Here is a 17267-nt window from a genome sequence, read left to right as displayed (position 1 = left end):
ACCCGAGCCAGAGCCCTCCCTCGCACCGCCCCGGCCCTGCCCACCGGGTGCGGCCCGGCCCACCGCCGTGCGGCCCGGGGCGCTACGCCGGCCCCTCGCCGCGCGGGGCGATCGCCAGGATCGCGACGTCGTCGTGGAGGACCCGGGTGTGGCGGGGCAGGTCGGTGTTGAGGAAGTCGATGACATCGTCCGGGCCGGGGGCCGGGCGGCCCGCGAACCGCTGGGTGAGCCGGTCCAGCAGCGGATAGAACGCCCCGCTGTGATCGCGGGCCTCGATCAGCCCGTCGGTGCAGAGCAGCAGCACATCACCGGGGGCGAAGCGGTGCGTGTACGACACCGGTGGCTCGCCGGACAGTCCGCCCAGTCCCAGCGGAAGGGCGGGCGGTCCGGTGAGCGCGGTCACCTCGCCACCGGAGATCAGCACCGGCTCGATGTGGCCGTGGTTGATGATCGTCACCTGCTGGGCCCGGGCGTCGTACTCGGCCAGGGCCGCCGTCACGAACAGTTCGTCGTCGGGGATCTCCGCCGCTTCGTGGGCCAGCCGCCGTTCCATCCGGGAGGCCACTTCCAGCAGATCCTCGCGGTCGTAGGCCGCCTCGCGGAAGCTGCCGAGGATGTCGGCGACCGTACGGACCGCCTGGAGCCCCTTTCCGCGGACGTCGCCGATGATGGCCCGCTCTCCGGACCGGGTGGCGCGGATGTCGTACAGATCGCCGCCCACCATGGTGCCGATCTCGCCCGACCGGTAGAGGCCGGCCGCGAGCACGTTGCCGACCTGGTGCGGAACCGGCCGCAGCAGGGTCCGCATCAGCGCCTCGGCCACCGAGTTGACGCGCACCACGTGCCGCTGCTGGCGCCGCCGGTACTCGGCCAGCGCCACCCCCATGATCCCGACGATCAGGGTGGAGATATACGTCGCGACATAGTGATTCCCCCATAGTTGATGGATGTTGTGGCCCGTGCAGCACGGCGTTCCCGCGAGCACGCCCTCCAGGACGACGGCGAAGACGGTGACGACGGCGACACCGACCGGGCCGTGGGTGAAGGCGGCGAGCACCGGCACCGCGATCAGCAGGGAACTGACCGCCCACTGCGTCGGCGTCACGAACTCCAGCAGCAGCACGGCCACGACGTAGAGCCCGGGCAGCCAGCGCATCCACGCGGGGACCGTCGGCACCTCGAATCCGTTGCTGTCCACCAGCCCGGAGAGCCGCTGCTGCGGGCGGCCGCGGCCCGGCGGCTTCACGGTGCCGGCTCCCGTCGCGCCGCAGGTACCGGACCGGCCACCGCCGTCACCCTTGTCTTCCGCGCCACCGCTCAACGACCCCACTCACGCGACCTGTTCGCATGGGCTCCCGCCGTGGATTCCGGTCACAGATTCCCGTCAGGCCCCTGCTCGAGTTCCCCTCGCGGCGTGAGCTCCCGCCGCGACGTGCTCAAGGCCCACAGCCTGACGTCCGCGAACAACCAACCCGACGATTACGCCATCGGCGGCATGTCACCTCCCTGTCGGAGACGTCCGTTCCGCGCGACCACGGACGATCGGCGGTCAGCAGTCAGCGGCCGATGGCCGGTGATGGGTGGTCGGCGGCCGGTGGTCGGTGATCGGTGGCCGGTGGGCAGCAGTTATGCCCCCGGGGGCGGCGTCAACGGTGCGGTCGTGCTCGCCTGTCCAGGCCCCGGCGCGAGCGTGTGCCCCTGCGCAGGTGGAGGAGGCGGCCCAACCCCCTTGGCGGCGGCCGGTGTTCGACATCGGGATGGGTGCCTCGTCCCCTGACGGTCGCCGGCCGTGGCGCGAACGCGGTGTCGTCGGCGTCGATAGGTGTGCTCCGGTCCTGATCACGGCGTCCCCCTTATAGGACAGTGGAGAAGTGCGTCCGGCGCGGGCGTCTGCCGCGCCGGACGCATTCCACTGTCCGCGATCCACCGACCGGCGACATCGCCCCGTGGGTGGCAATGCGGGATCAACCCCTGGTCCTACGGCGGGCGATGGTCCCATGCCTGAGGTGGACCGACGCCCGTTCCTCCCCCACGACGCGAACGCCGGGCGCCGGACGGCGGCTCGTCACCCGTCGCGCGGCTACTCCTCCACGGCTCCGCCGATGCGCCGGAGGTGCTGCCGGAACGTGTAGCCCGGATCAGCGGCGCGGCGGGTGAGGTAGTCGTCGAAGGCGGTCTGCCGGCGGAGGCTCTCGCCCGCGCGGATCCGGCGGGCCTGTTCGCGCTCGATCTCCCCGATGGTGCGTGCCGTGTCCAGTACCGCCTCGGCGCGGTCCGCGGGGACGAACAGCACGCCGTCGTCGTCACCGAAGACCATGTCCTCGCCGGTGACCCGGTGGGAGCCGAAGCGCGCGCCGGACAGGGCGTCCGGTTCCCGGTCGGTGAGCCGGGTCGGGCCCGGTGCGAGGCGGCCGTAGCTGAAGACCGGCAGGTCGATCTCGACCAGTTCCGGAGTGTCCCGGTGCAGCCCCCAGATCACCACGCCGGCCAGTCCCGCGGCCCGCGCCTCAAGGGCCAGCAGGTCGCCGACGCACGCCTCGTCCTGGCGACCGCCGTTGTCGATGACCAGTACGTCGCCGGGCCGGGCGGCGGTGAACGCCTCCAGGAAGATGTCGACGCTCCCGTAGTGCCGGGCGGGAAGTGCGCGCCCGGCGAGCCGGTGGCCCGGAACGACCGCACCGATCCCGGGCGGTGCCGCGCGCAGCGGTACGCCGAGCCGGACGCAGGCATCGGCCACCAGGGGCGTGGACAACTCGGCGAAGGTCGTGAACATGGCGCTCCCCTCGAATCGGTCGCGCCGCCGCCTCGGGACGGTCGGCGCGGTATGCGGCGCACGATGCCATGATCCCGGACCGTCCGGGACCCGTACGACCGGGTCCCAACTCCCTTGCGGTCAAAGGCAGGTGGCCGAAATCCGCCTTACCGCACCGCCGCTCCCGGCCTAACTTTGACCACGTGACCAGATCCGAAATCTGGTCACGAGCAAGGAAGGAGAGGGACGTGGAACAGGCCGAGCGCGGTGAGCGCATCCTGGAGGCGGCCGAGGAACTGTTGCTCGCCTGGGGATACCGACGGGTGACGATCGACGAGATCGCCCGCCGGGCCAAGGTCGGCAAGGGCACGGTCTATCTGCACTGGAAGACCAAGGACGCCCTGCTGCTGGCCGTCGTGCTCAAGGCCAAATCGCGCAGCCAGCAACGGCACTTGGCGCGGATGCGGTCCGATCCGCTGGAGATCCTGCCGAGCCGGTCCATGCGGGGTTACTACGCCGACTTCCTCAAGGAGCCGGTACTGCGCGCCGTGCACACCGAGGACCTGGACGTCCTCGGCCGGCTCAACGACACCGCCAAGAAGGAGTTCGCCGAGCTCATGGCGCTCGGCAACTCGGTTCATCTGCGCTATCTCGACGTGCTGCGGCAGCACGGTCTGGTCCGTTCCGACCTCGACATACGACACCAGCAGTACGCGCTGCTGTCGACGAGCAGCGGGTTCTTCATGGCCGAGGCGATGCTGTACGACCGGGCACCGGAGGCTCCGGAGGTGCGCGCCGATCTCCTCGCCGAGACCCTCCGCAGGATGCTGGAAACGCCGGCGGAGGAGTTCCGGGCCTCGGGTGCCACGGTCGACGCCGCTGTCGGCCCGCTCCGTCACAGCAGCGTGCAGGAGGCGGCGACCGCCGCGGCACCCGAAGTCATCGCACTGTACGAGCAGATAGAGACGCACAGCGCCATGGAGATGCGCCGGCAACTGCGCGAGTGATCGCCCCTGCGGGCCTCGGCCCGCCACCGGCCGCGGCCCGGTCGCGGCTCCGTTTCGCCCAGGCTCGTTTTCACAGGAGACAGACATGACCGATTTGGCGTCCTCCCCTTTCAGTGAGCACATCGGCAAACACCCCGGCGAGCCGAACGTGATGGAACCGGCCCTGGTCGCCGACCCGTTCACCGGCTACGGAGAGCTGCGCGAGCAGGGCCCGGTGGTGCGCGGCCGCTTCGTGGACGACACCCCGGTGTGGTTCATCACCCGCTTCGAGGAGGTCCGCGAGGTACTGCGCGACCAGCGGTTCGCCAACAGCCCCTCGTTCGCGCGGGGCGCCACCGAAGCGGACAACCCCACCCGCCGGCTGATGGACATGATGGGGCTGCCCGAGCACTACCAGGTCTATCTCGCCGGCAGCATCCTCACCTTGGACCCCCCTGACCACACCCGGCTGCGGCGGCTGGTCTCCCGTGCCTTCACCGCCCGCAAGATCACCGACCTGCGGCCCCGGGTGGAGGCCATCGCCGACGAGCTGCTGCGCCGGCTCCCCGAGCACGCCGAGGACGGGGTCGTCGACCTCATCGCGCACTTCGCCTATCCGCTGCCCATCACGGTCATCTGTGAACTGGTGGGGATACCGGAGGCGGACCGGCCGCAGTGGCGGGACTGGAGCTCCCGGCTCATCTCCCTGCAACCGGACATGCTCAAGGACGCGTTCCCGGCGATGGTCGAGCACATCCACGAGCTGATCCGCCAGCGGCGCGCGGCGCTCGGCGACGATCTGCTGAGCGAGCTGATCCGGACGCACGACGACGACGGCAGCCGGCTCAGCGACGTCGAGATGGTCACGCTGGTCCTGACCCTCGTCCTCGCCGGGCACGAGACCACCGCCCACCTCATCACCAACGGCACCGCCGCCCTGCTCACCCACCCCGACCAGTTGCAGCTGCTGAAGTCCGATCCGGGGCTGTTCCCCCGCGCCGTGCACGAGCTGATGCGCTGGTGCGGTCCGGTGCACCTGACGCAGCTGCGCTACGCCACCGAGGACACCGAGGTGGCAGGGGTGCCGATCGCCAAGGGCGAGGCCGTGCTGGCCCTCCTGGTCGCGGCCAACTACGACCCCCGCCACTACACCGACCCCACCCGGCTCGATCTCACCCGCCACCCGGCGGGCCGGGCCGAGGACCACGTCGGATTCGGCCACGGCATGCACTACTGCCTGGGCGCCAGCCTGGCCCGCCAGGAGGGCGAGGTGGCCTTCGGCAAGCTGCTCGCGCACTATCCGGACGTGTCGCTGGCGGTGGCGCCGGAGGACCTCCAGCGGGTCCCGCTGCCGGGCAGCTGGCGGCTGGCCACGCTCCCGCTCCGGCTGACCTGAGCCACCGGACGCGGGCCGGGCGGCACCCCGCGCGAAGGGGCGCCGCCCGGTTCCGGCATGCCCTACGGCCCGTAATGGACGTGTCCCGCCCATCGGTTCGGCTGCGACGGCGCGTCGGCCCGGAGCGTGCGGACGGCCTGATGGAGGGCATGGGCGGGGGTGGCGTGCGGGCTGGTGTGGAAGAGGCGGGCGGTTGTGGTGGCGGTGGCGTCCGCCACGGGCCACAGCGGCGCGACGACCTGGCCGAAGCCCGCGAGGTGCACCGCGGCGCCCAAGGGGACGCCCCCGTCGGGGAGACGGTCGGGCCGGGCGGTGGCGCAGGTCGAGAGGTAGCAGAACTCGCCGCCGGTCAGGCGGAGTCGGGAGATCTCGGCGAGCGTCAGCGGACGGTCGTGGAGGATCAGTCGGTCGCCGTGCGGGCGCGTCGGGTCGGCGACGGCATGGCCGGCGAAGTGCAGACGGCTGCTGCGCGGCAGGGCCGCCAACAGCCGTGCGCGGGTGGCCTCTTCGTCGCCGAGGAGCACGGTGTCGGGGCCGAAGCGGGCCACGGCGGTCCGGGCCTCGGCGGCGGCGCCGGGCCGGGCGGCGAAACCGGGGGTGTGCGGCAGTGCCACCACCAGGGGCGCGGCCGGCCGCGGCCGCGCGCTCGGGCGGGACGCCGCGCGGACGGCCGCGGCGAGGGTCGCGACGGTCGGGGTGTAGGAGGGGACCGCCCGGTCGAGGACGGACCGGGCGCCGTCCGGGTCGGTGTGGTGGCCCGCCGCGTGCAGCGGGAGCAGGGCCAGCGGGCCGGTGGCGGAGAACCAGACGCGGGGCGGTGCGGCCGGGGCGGCGGGGTGGGCGGAGGTCTCGGCGAGGTGGGTGAGGACGGGGGCGGCCGTGGTGTCCCAGAGCCACTCCAGGGTGGTGCGGAGGTACGCCTGCGCCGCACGGCGCTCGGCCGGCGCCGCCTCCGGGCTCTCGGCGGTGTGCCACGCCTCGGCGAAGCCGGCGGCGCGGTTCTCCGCCTCGGCGTGGGAGAGGGCGGGCAGCGGCACGGCGGCCACGCCCCCGGTGGTGAGGACCAGTGCATCGCAGCGGAGCGGGCTGGTGGTGACGGTCACCACCGGGCCGCCGGCCGCCGCCGGGCGCAGCGCGGCGAGCCGCGGCGGCTTGCGGAAGCCGTCCAGACCGGGCAGTCGGCGGATCTCGGCGAGCACCGCGTCCCACTGCTGCGCCAGCCGGTGGCGCCGGTCGGCCTCGGCCGGGGCGGCGGCGAGCGCGGTGCGCAGCTCCGCCAACCGGGACGCGAGATGCGGGGCGGCGTCCCGGAGGGCGTCCTCCTCGTCGTGGAGTCCGAGCACACGGGTGAGCAGGGTGCCGCGGGCCCGTTCGAGGAGTTCCAGGGCCCGGGCCGGGGCGTCGGGACCGCCCGCCGCGAGGACGGCGGCCGCGGCGTCGGCGGCCAATCCCCTTGTCCCCTCGTCCCGTTGGGCCTCCGACGCGCTGCCGGGCAGCCGGTGCGGCACCACCTGGGGCAGCAGGGCGACCGCCCGGCCGTATGCGGCGGCGGCCTCCTGGTGGCGGCCGGTGGCGGTCGCCAGCTCGGCCAGGGTGCGGTGGAGCCGGATCAGCTCGTGCGGAGCCCCGGCGGCGTTCCGGGCGGCGGTCTCGGCGAACGCGTACGCCTCCGGCAGGAGCTTGGTCTCCGGGGCCTCGCCCGCGGTGTGCCGTTGGCGTTCCAGGAGGGCGGCGGTCAGGTGGGCGAGCATGCCCGAGCGGACGCCCTGGGCGGGGCGGGCGGTCTCGATGGCCTCGCGCAGCAGGGCGATCGCCTCGTCGAGGGCTTCCGGACGCCCGGTCCTGCGGGCCCGCTCGCGCAGGCTGCGGGCGAGGTCGCGGAGGTAGCCGGGCCGCTGCGGATCGTCGGCCGCGCTCACCGCCACCGCTTCGCGGTGCGCGGCGATGGCCTCGCGCAGCGAGGGGGGTTCGGCGGGCCGCCGATCGGGGTGGTCCGCGCGGGAGGAGTCGGCGCCGTGGTCGTGGAGCGCGTTGCCCAGGCGGCTCAGGGCGTGCGCCAGGGCGGTGGGGTTGCCGCGGCGGGCCCGCCGTTCCTCGGCCGCCTGCCGGTACAGCGCGAGGGCGTCGTGCAGCACGTCCGCCAGCCCGGTGCGCCGGTACTGGGCGTGCAGCACCTCCGCGTGCCGGTCGAGGACCCCGTCGCGGCCCGGACCGGGGAGCGGCTGGGACTCGCCGCGGACCAGTTGCACGGCCTCGTCCAGTGCGGCCCCGTCGCCGGTGGCGCGGTGGCGCTTGACCAACAGGCCGGCCAGCCGCGCCCGGTAGGACGCGGCCTCCGGGGTCTCGGCGGGGGTGGCCCGCACCGCACCGCGGCAGGCGTCGATCGCCGCGTGCAGATCCGCGGCGGCGCCGTTGACGTCGTACCGCAGCGACAGATGCAGGCCGAAGGCGTCCAACCGGGCCGGCAACCGCTCGCTGTCCGGCGGAGTGTGCCGCAGCGCCTCCCGGCCGCGCTCGACCGCCTCGTCGAGGTCCTGGCACTCATGCGTGTGCCGGTAGTGGTCGCCCACCACCCGCGCATGGTCGGCGACGACATCGGCCCAGTGCGCCCCGCCGGCCGGGACGAGCAGCAGCAACTCGCGGCCGAGGCGGACCGCTTCGGCGAGGGCCGCGGCGTCACCGGTCTCGCGGTACGCGTCCCGGAGGACGGTGGTCAGCAGCCGCAACGCCCGTACCCGCTCGGGCAGATGGCGGGGCGTCAGGTCCAGGAAGGGGCGGAGGACCGCCGCCTCCTGGGGCGGCCCCTCGCCGCCGGGAGCGAACCCGCGGACGGTGGTGACGAAGTCCTCCGACAGCTCCTCGCGCCGCCGCAGCCCGGCGACCACCTGGCGGCGCACCTCCCGCGGCAGCCGGGGACCGCTCAGGCGGCGCCCCGACCGCACCGCCGCCAGCACCGCGGCCACCTCCGGCGGCACCGCGTCCGGTTCCCGGGCGTACACGCAGGCCAGCGGCGGCAGCGCCGCCTCCCACTCGGCCCCGTGCACCGCCTCGGGACCGGCGACGTACTGGAGCCAACGGGCCATGCCCACGGCGTGCAGCGCCGCGAGGTCGGGCCAGTCGGCGTCGTCCATGCTGATCACCAGCCGGGTGACCGCGCCCTGCCGTTCCAGTGCCCGGAGTTCGCCGAGGTCACCGGTGTCGCGGACGGCCGCGATGGCCCCCCGCACCGCGATGAGCAGCCGGTCCCGTGAACCGTCCCGTGAGGGATCCCGCGCCGGATCCCGTGAAAGCTCCCGCATGTCGCCCCCGTCGGCCCGAGAAGGGGGTGACCGGTTCCACCCCCGTTGTGCCGTGCGGCGGTTCGCCTCCCGAACGGTCCCGACGGCCTCTTCAGGCAGCACAGCATAGGCCCCATCGGAACGGCGGCCCATGGCCTCGACAGCACTCACAGGTGGCGGGAAGAAGAGGCGCCCCGTCCGCGCCCCCGCAGACGGGCGGCCTCCCGAGCCCGCCGCACCCACCCCCCGGACACCTGAGCCAGCGGCCCGGTACCCCCCTCGTCCCCCAACTCCCGCCCCTCCCCAGCCCATTGACGAAAGGTATGGACCAATCTACGGTGTGCGCACCACCCCCCGATTCCCCGCCACTGACACCCCATCAGGGCGCGAAGGGAGCCAGCGTGACCGGTCGGACAGCGCGTCTGCTGAGAACGGGCCTGGCGGCCGCCTGCCTGCTGCCGATGCTGGGCGCCGCGGCCCCCGCCACCGCCGCGCCCCGCGGCGACACCTGCGCCGTCAAACCCAAACCCGCCGGCAAGGTCCTCCAGGGGTACTGGGAGAACTGGGACGGCGCGGCGAACGGCGTGCACCCGCCGTTCGGTTGGACGCCGATCACCGATCCGCAGATCGGCGCCCACGGCTACAACGTCCTCAACGCGGCGTTCCCCGTCATCAGCTCGGACGGCACCGCCCTCTGGGAGGACGGTATGGACGCGTCGGTGAAGGTGGCGACCCCGGCCGAGATGTGCCAGGCCAAGAGCGCCGGCGCCACGATCCTGATGTCCATCGGCGGCGCGACGGCCGGTATCGACCTCAACTCCAGTGCCGTGGCGGACCGTTTCGTGGCGACGATCGTGCCGATCCTGAAGAAGTACAACTTCGACGGCATCGACATCGACATCGAGACCGGCCTGTCCGGCAGCGGCGACATCAACCAGCTCTCGCCCTCGCAGAGCAACCTGATCCGCATCATCGACGGCATCCTCGACCAGATGCCCGCCGGCTTCGGCCTCACGATGGCCCCCGAGACCGCCTATGTCACCGGCGGCAGCGTCACCTACGGCTCGATCTGGGGCGCATACCTGCCGATCATCAAGAAGTACGCCGACAACGGCCGCCTGTGGTGGCTGAACATGCAGTACTACAACGGCAGCATGTACGGGTGCTCGGGCGACTCCTACGAGGCCGGCACGGTCGAGGGCTTCACCGAGCAGACCGACTGCCTCGACAAGGGCCTGACCGTCCAGGGCACCACGATCAAGGTCCCCTACGACAAACAGGTCCCGGGCCTGCCCGCCCAGCCCGGCGCGGGCGGCGGCTACCTGTCCCCGGACCAGGTGAGCCAGGCGTGGAACACCTACCGCAACGGCCTGAAGGGCCTGATGACCTGGTCGCTGAACTGGGACGGCGCCAAGGGCTGGACCTTCGGCGACAACGTCAGGGCCGCCCAGGGGCGGTGAGGGGCGGGCCCAGCGACGGGAGGCCCTTCGGACACGTCCTAGGACCGTCGGCGCGGCCCCCCGCGCCGGCCGCCGCCCTTGGTGCCGCCGGTCGCCCGCCGCGCGGGGCGCCCGCCCGTCCGCCCGGCAGCGGACTTCCCACCGGCGGACTTCCCGGCCGCGGGCTTCGCACCGGCCGTCTTCCCCCGCGCCGCGCCGCCCCGGGCACCGGACGCCTTCTCCTTGGCCTCCGCGGGCTCGGCGCGACGGCCCCGGCTGCTGTTCACGGTCCGTCCGCGGACGATCCCGATGAAGTCCTCCACCTGGTCGGTGGTCCGGTCCTCGCGCCACGACAGTGCGACCCGGGACTGGGGGGTGCCGGTGATCGGCCGGTAGGTCAGGTCCCGCCGGTGGTACAGCCGGGCCAGCGACTGCGGGACGACCAGCAGCCCGATCCCCGCCGCGACCAGCTCGATCGCGTCCTCGGTCGTGGCCGGGCGCTCGAACGCGGGCCGGCCCGGCGGGCGCTCCCACTCCAGGACGTCGTCGAGCGGGTGCAGCACGATCTCGTCGGCGAGGTCGTCCACGGAGACCTCCTCGAACGCGGCCACGAGGTGGTCCTTCGGGACGACGACCACCGTCTCCTCGGTGTAGAGCGGGATCGCGCTCAGGTCCGTCCGGTCGACCGGCAGCCGCAGGAAACCGGCGTCGGCGCGCTCGCCGCGCAGTTCCCCGGCGGCCTCGGCGGCCGACACCTGGAGCAGGGCGAGGGGGACGTCCGGCAGGCGCTCGTTCCAGATCCGCACCCACTTGGCGGGTGTCACTCCCGGTACATACGCGAGCCGGAACGAAGGGGATGCTTCCGAACCTGTCACCCCGCCAGGCTACCCGCCGTGGCCGGAGGCCGTGGTCAGCGGAGGTGCGCACGCTCGATACCCTGGACCCATGAAGTCGCACCAGACCGCCCAGACGATGAAGCCCGCCACCGCGGCGAAGAAACTGGGTGTGTACCTCGAGGCCACCCCCGCAGAGTTCCAGGAGGGCGTGGTCTCGCGCAGCGAGCTGAACACGCTCCAGACGGATCCGCCCGAGTGGCTGCGCGAGCTGCGGCGCAACGGCCCGCACCCCCGCCCGGTGGTCGCGGCGAAGCTGGGTGTGTCCATCTCCGGCCTGGCCCGCGGCGGGATCACCGAGGCCCTCACCACGGCGCAGATCGAGGCGCTGAAGACGGACAACCCCGAGTGGCTGCAGAAGGAGCGCGCCACCCAGGCCGACGTCCGCAAGGAGACGGCCCGCCTGAAGGAGAAGAAGCGCGCCCAGGACGAGGCGTAAGCGCACCGTCACGCTCGGCGGCGGCCCGTCCGGGGCCCCGCCGGCGCCGGCGCGCGACACGGTCCGCAACGACCCGGAAGAGGGCTACATGACGACCGCCAGGACCGCGCCGGTACTCGTCTACGACGGCGACTGCGGCTTCTGCACCACCTGTGTGCGATACGCCGAGCGGCATCTGCGGCCCCGCTGCACGATCACCGCCTGGCAAGACGCCGACCTCGACGCGCTCGGCGTGACCGAGCAGCGCGCCCTGCACGAGGTCCTGTGGATCACCCCGTCAGGAGTGGTCCACGGCGGCGCCCAGGCCGTCGCCAAGCTGCTGCTGAACGCGGGCGGCCCCTGGTCCGTCGCCGGGGCCGTGCTCACCCTCCCCCCGGTGCGCTGGCCGGCCCACGCCGTCTACCGCCTCATCGCGCACAACCGCCATCGCATGCCGGGCGGCACCCCGGCCTGCGCCCTGCCGGCCAACGGCCGCCCCGGCCCGGGCCGTTGAGAGACCGCCGGGGGCACCGCCGGCGCCCTCGGCCCAGGCCCTCCCACCCGCCAGGTCCTGCCCCGCACCCCCGTAGCGGGCCAGGACCTGGCGGGTCGTCCCACGGCTCGCCCCGGTTCTCCGGGCCGAGCCGATCCCTTCTCACGACCGTACGAGACAGGTCCGCGGCATCCGGCCCTCGGCCTCCGGGAGGCGAGCGGCACCAGGGGGACGGCTGACAGCATGCCTGGCCGCGCCGCCGACCGTCGTTAGCCCACGATCGACACGTGCTGCGCAATGCGTCCACTGATCGACTCGGCGACTCGTCGACGGCCGGAACCCGCCGGCAGCGTCCGGCATCGGCCGTTCATGACACCAGGCCCTGCCGTCGCCCTCCCTCCGGGCGCCGGAAGGAAGTGCGACGACAGGGCCTGGGCTGGGAAGCGGGGCTCTGGGGCTGGCCGGGGTCTAACTGAAGGAGTCCGGCGACAAGGCCGTGAACCAGAGCAGGGCGACGGTGGCGACGCCCATGATCGGGGTCAGTATCTCCGTCTCCAGCTTGTTGCCGCTGTGCTTGATGATGACGATCTCGTAGCGCTTCCTCAGAGGCCACAGCCACGGGGCGCCCATCTTCGTGATGGAGTCCCCCAGCAGATGGGCCAGGCAGCCGAGCCCGATGGCGTACGGCAGCCAACCGGGCGCCGACGGGATGAACTTGGCGATGACGCCGGTGCCGATGCCGGCCATCGCGACGATCGTGGCCCAGGCGGAGAAGCCGTGGCCGGGCGGGCAGAGATTGAGCGCGCGCACGGCGAGGGCCAGCAGGAAGAAGGTCATCCCGAGGGTGAAGGGCCGCCCCAGGTACTCCACACCGGCCCAGCTGCCGACGGTCATCAGGGCCACGAAGAACAGCGAGTGGGTGGCATGGCGGTGGCCGCCGGAGGCCCAGGCCACGAAGCGGCACAGGGTCTTGGACACCGGGCCGAGGAAGTTGGCGATGGTGCCGTCGTGGTGGTCCAGGTCGGGCAGCAGCGCGGCACCGGCGCACAGCACCGTGCCCATCAGGATCTCCTGGGGCTGGAGATGCGTGTGCATCAGCAGCGGGGGCAGAAACGGTGTGGTGCCTGCGAAGAGCAGTGCCCCGCTCATCGCATGCGAATGGCCCATCATGGTGCGTCGTCCTCCCCGTACGTGGCACGCCCTCGACGTGCCCCAACCTCGGCGGAGACGGTATCAGCGCGATCGCCGCAACTGCGCCGCAGGAGGGGCGATCCGCAACCCCTCGTTCCTGGAGGTGCTGATGAGGCATCCGCTCAGCTCGTGGTTCCTGACGCCCAGCCACCGGCCTTCGCTCCTCCCCCAGTTCAGGACCGGTGGAGCCGGCATCGCCCTCATCGACGATCCGACCGTCCCGCCGGAAAGAGCGGCAATCCGGAAGAAACAGGGGGAAGGGAAGATCCACATCATGGACGGAACCCTGCGCGCCGCGGCCGGGCCCCGTAGAGTGAGCGGTGCAGCTGGTTCGCCCCGTCCGCCAGGCGGGAGCGTCGCAAGAGGGAACCCGGTGGGAATCCGGGACTGCCCCGCAGCGGTGAGCGGGAACGACCGCCGTCATACGCACTGGGCCCGACCGGGTCTGGGAAGCGACGGCCAGTAGGTGTCCTCCTTCAGGAGGGCGCGCCCGCGAGTCCGAAGACCTGCCAACTGCCCGTGCGCGGACGACCCGTGCGCGGACATCCCGGTGACCTCGAGGGCGGGTCGGCGTACATACCAGTCGGGTGACCGCGCCGTGCGAGGTCCGTCCGTCCGGTGCGTCACCCTTCGCGTCCTCGTCCCGTCCCCGGGATCTCAGGGATTCATCTCGCGAAGGAGATCTCCGTGAACGCCAAGCCCGCAGCCGCGGCAGCACGGGCCACCGTGTACGGCTACCCCCGCCAGGGCCGCCACCGGGAACTGAAGAAGGCCATCGAGGGCTACTGGAAGGGCCGCGTCACCGCGGACGCCCTGCGCGCCACCGCCGCGGAACTGCGCCGCGGCACCTGGCAGGAGCTGGCGGAAGCCGGCATCGGCGAGGTCCCCACCGGCGACTTCTCGTACTACGACCACGTCCTGGACGCCAGCGTCATGGTCGGTGCGATCCCCGAGCGCCATCGCGCGGCCGTCGCCGCCGACCCCCTGGACGGCTACTTCGCCATGGCGCGCGGCACCCAGGACGCCGCGCCGCTGGAAATGACCAAGTGGTTCGACACCAACTACCACTATCTCGTGCCCGAGTTGGGTCCGGACACCGTCTTCGCCCCCGACTCCACCAAGCAGGTCGCCGAGCTCAAGGAGGCCCTCGCCCTGGGCCTGACGGCCCGGCCGGTCCTCGTCGGACCGGTCACCTACCTCCTGCTGTCCAAGCCCGCCCCCGGCGTGGCCGCCGACTTCGAGCCGCTGACGCTCCTCGACCGGCTGCTGCCGGTGTACGCCGAGGTCCTCGCCGACCTGCGCGCGGCGGGCGCGGAGTGGGTGCAGCTCGACGAGCCGGCCCTTGTCCAGGACCGCACCCCGGCCGAACTGGCCGCCGCCGAACGCGCCTACCGCGCCCTGGGCGCCCTCACCGACCGGCCGAAGCTGCTGGTCGCCTCCTATTTCGACCGGCTCGGCGACGCCCTCCCGGTACTGGCCAAGGCCCCGGTCGACGGGCTCGCGCTGGACTTCACCGAGGCCGCGGCCGCCAACCTCGACGCCCTCGCCGCGGCCGGCGGCCTGCCCGGCAAGCGCCTGGTCGCCGGCGTCGTCAACGGCCGCAACATCTGGGTCAACGACCTGGGCCACTCCCTCGCCACCCTCGGCACCCTTCTCGGCCTGGCCGACCAGGTCGACGTGGCCGCCTCCTGCTCCCTGCTGCACGTCCCGCTCGACGCGACGGCCGAACGGGACATCGCACCGGAGATCCGGCGCTGGCTCGCCTTCGCCCGCCAGAAGACCGCCGAGCTCGCCGCCCTCGCCAAGGGCCTCACCCACGGCACCGGCGCCATCGCCGCCGAACTCGCGGCCAACCGCGCCGACTTGGTATCCCGGGCCGCTTCCCCGATCACCCACGACCCGGCCGTACGGGGACGCACCGCGGCCGTCACCGACGCCGACTCCCGCCGCTCCCACCCCTACGCCGAGCGGACCGCCGCCCAACGCGCCCACCTCGGCCTGCCGTTGCTGCCGACCACCACCATCGGCTCCTTCCCGCAGACCGACGAGCTCCGGGCCGCCCGCGCCGACCTGCGCGCCGGCCGCATCGACACCGCCGCCTACGAGGACCGCATCAAGGACGAGATCCAGCACGTCATCTCCTTCCAGGAGAAGACCGGCCTGGACGTCCTGGTGCACGGCGAGCCCGAACGCAACGACATGGTCCAGTACTTCGCCGAGCAGCTCACCGGCTACCTCGCCACCCGGCACGGCTGGGTCCAGTCCTACGGCACCCGCTACGTCCGCCCGCCGATCCTGGCCGGCGACCTCTCCCGCCCCGCGCCCATGACCGTCCGCTGGACGACCTACGCCCAGTCCCTCACCAGCCGCCCCGTCAAGGGCATGCTCACCGGCCCCGTCACCATGCTGGCCTGGTCCTTCGTCCGCGACGACCAGCCCCTGGCCGAGACCGCCCGCCAGGTCGCCCTCGCCCTCCGCGACGAGGTGACCGACCTGGAGGCCGCCGGCACCTCCGTCATCCAGGTCGACGAGCCCGCGCTCCGGGAGACCCTGCCGCTGCGCACCGCCGACCGCCCCGCCTACCTGGCCTGGGCCACCGAGGCCTTCCGCCTCACCACCGGCGGGGTGCGGCCTGGCACCCAGATCCACACCCACATGTGCTACGCCGAGTTCGGCGACATCGTCCAGGCCATCGACGACCTCGACGCCGACGTCATCAGCCTGGAAGCGACCCGCTCCCACATGCAGGTCGCCCGCGAACTCGCCACCCACGGCTACCCCCGCGAAGCCGGCCCCGGCGTCTACGACATCCACTCCCCCCGCGTACCGAGCCCGGAGGAGGCCGCCGAACTGCTCCGCACCGGCCTCCGCGCCATCCCGGCCGAACGCCTGTGGGTCAACCCCGACTGCGGCCTGAAGACCCGCGACTGGCCCGAGGTCCAGGACTCCCTCAACCACCTGGTCACCGCGGCCCGAACGGTACGCACGGAACTGTAGGACCCTGGACGGGCCTGAGCAGCCCTGCCAAGACCTGGCCAGAAACCCCAGGAAGCAACAAAGCCGTCCGCCCGCCCCGGAACCCACGACCGGGGCGGGCGGCCGCGTATCCGGGATATCCCTTCCGGCCATCAGGGCATGAACCTTCCCGATGGAAGCGCTCGTCCAGCCGAACCGTGGGAGACAACCCCGTGCCCCTAGACCCTCTGAGCTCTCTCACCGCCTGGTACACCTGCCAGTGCGACGGCGATTGGGAGCACGAGTACGGCATCCGCATCGAGACCCTGGGCAATCCGGGCTGGTCCGTCGAGATCGAACGTGCCGCAAAGGCAAGGGAACTGCCGGCGGAGCCGTCCTCGGGTTCCCTCGCCCATGGCTTGCGGGGGCCTATGCCCTCAGGTCGGTCGTCTGGTGGGCCGCGGGCGGAGTCCCGTTCCGGGGGCCGCGGAGGCGGGGGCGGAGGCGGTCGAGGAGGACGAGGGTGAGGGCCAGGACGTAGAAGGCCAGGGCGAAGACGACGGCGTTGGTGGCGATGCCGGCATAGCCGTGGAGGTCGACGTCGAGGAAGGGGTAGGGATAACGGCCGTCGGTGCCGGGGGCGAGGAGGGCGCCGCGGATGAGGGCGAAGGGGAGGTAGAGGATGGGGTAGGTGAGCCACTGCCAGGCACAGCGGTACAGGAAGGCGCCGGGGGCGGTGAGGACGAGCCAGTCGAGGACGGCGGCCAACGGGGTCGCGGTGTGGAGGAGTTGGCTGGCGGCCGTCTCCAGGGGAGTTCGGTGGCTGGTCATGGAGAAGCCACTGGCGTCGTTCGAGAGTATGAAGTGGAAGACGAGCCCTGTGATGCAGATGTAGAGCAGCGCTGCGCCGGTGATCCGCGGGGAGAGAGCGGGGCGCCCGGTCCAGGCGCGGTGGGCGGACCAGGCGAAGACGACGGCCAGCAGGATGTTGGACTGGATCGTGAAGTAGCTGAAGAGCCGGCCCAGGTCGTGGGAGGCGACCACGTCCAGGACGATGCCGGTGACCCCGGTCAGGGCCGCGAGCGCGCGGAAGGCCGCCGCGACGGGACGGCGGCCGCCGGAAGAGGGTGCGGGGGCGGCGTCGGTCGGGCCGGGCCGGACCGCGGGCTCGGCGGAAGCGGCCACGGCCGCGGCGGAGTTGGTGGGGGGTGTCTGATCATGCATCGGACCACAGTACGGCCCGGCTCGGAGGCGACCGCCGGGACCACCCGGCCGCGGGATCGACGTGCCGGGGCCGGAGTGGAGCCCGGTGGCATCGCCCCGGCCCGGCGGGCCGGGGCCGGGCTGCCGGGGCCGGTGGCAGGCTGGTGTGCGTGCGGGGTGAGTGGCCGGAACAGGTGGGGTCCAAGCGGCTGTTGGGGCGTAGGAGGCCGACTGGCGACCGAGCGGGGAACGGCGAGCCGGGA

General features: G+C 73.0%; 13 protein-coding genes and 1 riboswitch. Of the genes, 7 read left to right on the top strand and 6 right to left on the bottom strand.

From position 1 onward, the window contains the following. Positions 1–82: 82 nt before the first annotated feature. Positions 83–1246, bottom strand: a complete 1164-nt coding sequence (locus tag ACIQE0_RS02175) for a PP2C family protein-serine/threonine phosphatase (RefSeq protein WP_366334319.1) — start codon at positions 1244–1246, stop codon at positions 83–85. A gap of 834 nt (positions 1247–2080) precedes the next feature. Next, a complete protein-coding gene (locus ACIQE0_RS02170) occupies positions 2081–2773 on the bottom strand; it encodes an RraA family protein (RefSeq protein WP_402328419.1) in 693 nt (230 codons plus the stop codon). Between the two features lie 227 nt (positions 2774–3000). Between ACIQE0_RS02170 and ACIQE0_RS02165 the strand changes: the two genes are divergently transcribed. Continuing rightward, the gene (locus ACIQE0_RS02165) at positions 3001–3759 is read left to right on the top strand and encodes a helix-turn-helix domain-containing protein (protein WP_366334315.1); all 759 of its coding nucleotides are present in this window, start codon (positions 3001–3003) and stop codon (positions 3757–3759) included. Positions 3760–3844: 85 nt separating this feature from the next. Continuing rightward, positions 3845–5134 (top strand): cytochrome P450, encoded by a 1290-nt coding sequence (locus tag ACIQE0_RS02160; protein WP_402328417.1) that lies wholly within the window; start codon positions 3845–3847, stop codon positions 5132–5134. Positions 5135–5196: 62 nt separating this feature from the next. Here the strand turns inward: ACIQE0_RS02160 and ACIQE0_RS02155 are convergent, their stop codons facing one another. Next, a complete protein-coding gene (locus ACIQE0_RS02155) occupies positions 5197–8433 on the bottom strand; it encodes a CHAT domain-containing protein (RefSeq protein WP_402328416.1) in 3237 nt (1078 codons plus the stop codon). A gap of 380 nt (positions 8434–8813) precedes the next feature. On the opposite strand from ACIQE0_RS02155, the gene ACIQE0_RS02150 reads away from it, so the two are divergent. Next, positions 8814–9872, top strand: coding sequence for a chitinase (locus ACIQE0_RS02150; protein WP_402328414.1), 1059 nt, complete (start codon positions 8814–8816; stop codon positions 9870–9872). A gap of 38 nt (positions 9873–9910) precedes the next feature. On the opposite strand, the gene ACIQE0_RS02145 is transcribed toward ACIQE0_RS02150, so the two are convergent. After that, the gene (locus ACIQE0_RS02145) at positions 9911–10726 is read right to left on the bottom strand and encodes a LysR family transcriptional regulator substrate-binding protein (protein ID WP_402328412.1); all 816 of its coding nucleotides are present in this window, start codon (positions 10724–10726) and stop codon (positions 9911–9913) included. Positions 10727–10796: 70 nt separating this feature from the next. On the opposite strand from ACIQE0_RS02145, the gene ACIQE0_RS02140 reads away from it, so the two are divergent. Beyond that, complete coding sequence (locus ACIQE0_RS02140) at positions 10797–11183, top strand: DUF5997 family protein (RefSeq protein ID WP_366334303.1); 387 nt, start codon at positions 10797–10799, stop codon at positions 11181–11183. A gap of 88 nt (positions 11184–11271) precedes the next feature. Continuing rightward, the gene (locus ACIQE0_RS02135; RefSeq protein WP_402328410.1) at positions 11272–11676 is read left to right on the top strand and encodes a thiol-disulfide oxidoreductase DCC family protein; all 405 of its coding nucleotides are present in this window, start codon (positions 11272–11274) and stop codon (positions 11674–11676) included. Between the two features lie 447 nt (positions 11677–12123). On the opposite strand, the gene ACIQE0_RS02130 is transcribed toward ACIQE0_RS02135, so the two are convergent. After that, the gene (locus tag ACIQE0_RS02130) at positions 12124–12825 is read right to left on the bottom strand and encodes a metal-dependent hydrolase (RefSeq protein WP_402328409.1); all 702 of its coding nucleotides are present in this window, start codon (positions 12823–12825) and stop codon (positions 12124–12126) included. Between the two features lie 331 nt (positions 12826–13156). Continuing rightward, positions 13157–13375: riboswitch (cobalamin riboswitch) on the top strand. A gap of 158 nt (positions 13376–13533) precedes the next feature. Between ACIQE0_RS02130 and metE the strand changes: the two genes are divergently transcribed. Together metE and ACIQE0_RS02120 are read left to right on the top strand one after the other, a co-directional pair. After that, entirely contained in the window at positions 13534–15843 is a 2310-nt protein-coding gene (gene metE, locus ACIQE0_RS02125) for a 5-methyltetrahydropteroyltriglutamate--homocysteine S-methyltransferase (protein ID WP_402328407.1), read from the top strand. Then, a complete protein-coding gene (locus ACIQE0_RS02120; protein WP_402328406.1) occupies positions 15738–16328 on the top strand; it encodes an Imm53 family immunity protein in 591 nt (196 codons plus the stop codon). Before metE ends, ACIQE0_RS02120 begins: the two co-directional genes overlap by 106 nt. On the opposite strand, the gene ACIQE0_RS02115 is transcribed toward ACIQE0_RS02120, so the two are convergent. Continuing rightward, entirely contained in the window at positions 16231–17025 is a 795-nt protein-coding gene (locus ACIQE0_RS02115) for a Pr6Pr family membrane protein (protein WP_402328404.1), read from the bottom strand. The genes ACIQE0_RS02120 and ACIQE0_RS02115 overlap by 98 nt on opposite strands. Positions 17026–17267: the final 242 nt, after the last annotated feature.

It is taken from the genome of Streptomyces sp. NPDC093097 (assembly GCF_044754325.1).
Lineage (GTDB): Bacteria > Actinomycetota > Actinomycetes > Streptomycetales > Streptomycetaceae > Streptomyces.
The sequence above is the reverse complement of the archived record's forward strand: the minus strand, read 5'-3'. Positions and strand labels throughout refer to the sequence as shown.

Bases quoted from the DNA above. Each gene is read 5' to 3' on its own strand.
- ACIQE0_RS02170 (WP_402328419.1), bottom strand. From the start codon at position 2,773: ATGTTCACGACCTTCGCCGAGTTGTCCACGCCCCTGGTGGCCGATGCC.
- ACIQE0_RS02115 (WP_402328404.1), bottom strand. From the start codon at position 17,025: ATGCATGATCAGACACCCCCCACCAACTCCGCCGCGGCCGTGGCCGCT.
- ACIQE0_RS02160 (WP_402328417.1), top strand. From the start codon at position 3,845: ATGACCGATTTGGCGTCCTCCCCTTTCAGTGAGCACATCGGCAAACAC.
- ACIQE0_RS02135 (WP_402328410.1), top strand. From the start codon at position 11,272: ATGACGACCGCCAGGACCGCGCCGGTACTCGTCTACGACGGCGACTGC.
- ACIQE0_RS02155 (WP_402328416.1), bottom strand. From the start codon at position 8,433: ATGCGGGAGCTTTCACGGGATCCGGCGCGGGATCCCTCACGGGACGGT.
- ACIQE0_RS02130 (WP_402328409.1), bottom strand. From the start codon at position 12,825: ATGATGGGCCATTCGCATGCGATGAGCGGGGCACTGCTCTTCGCAGGC.
- ACIQE0_RS02140 (WP_366334303.1), top strand. From the start codon at position 10,797: ATGAAGTCGCACCAGACCGCCCAGACGATGAAGCCCGCCACCGCGGCG.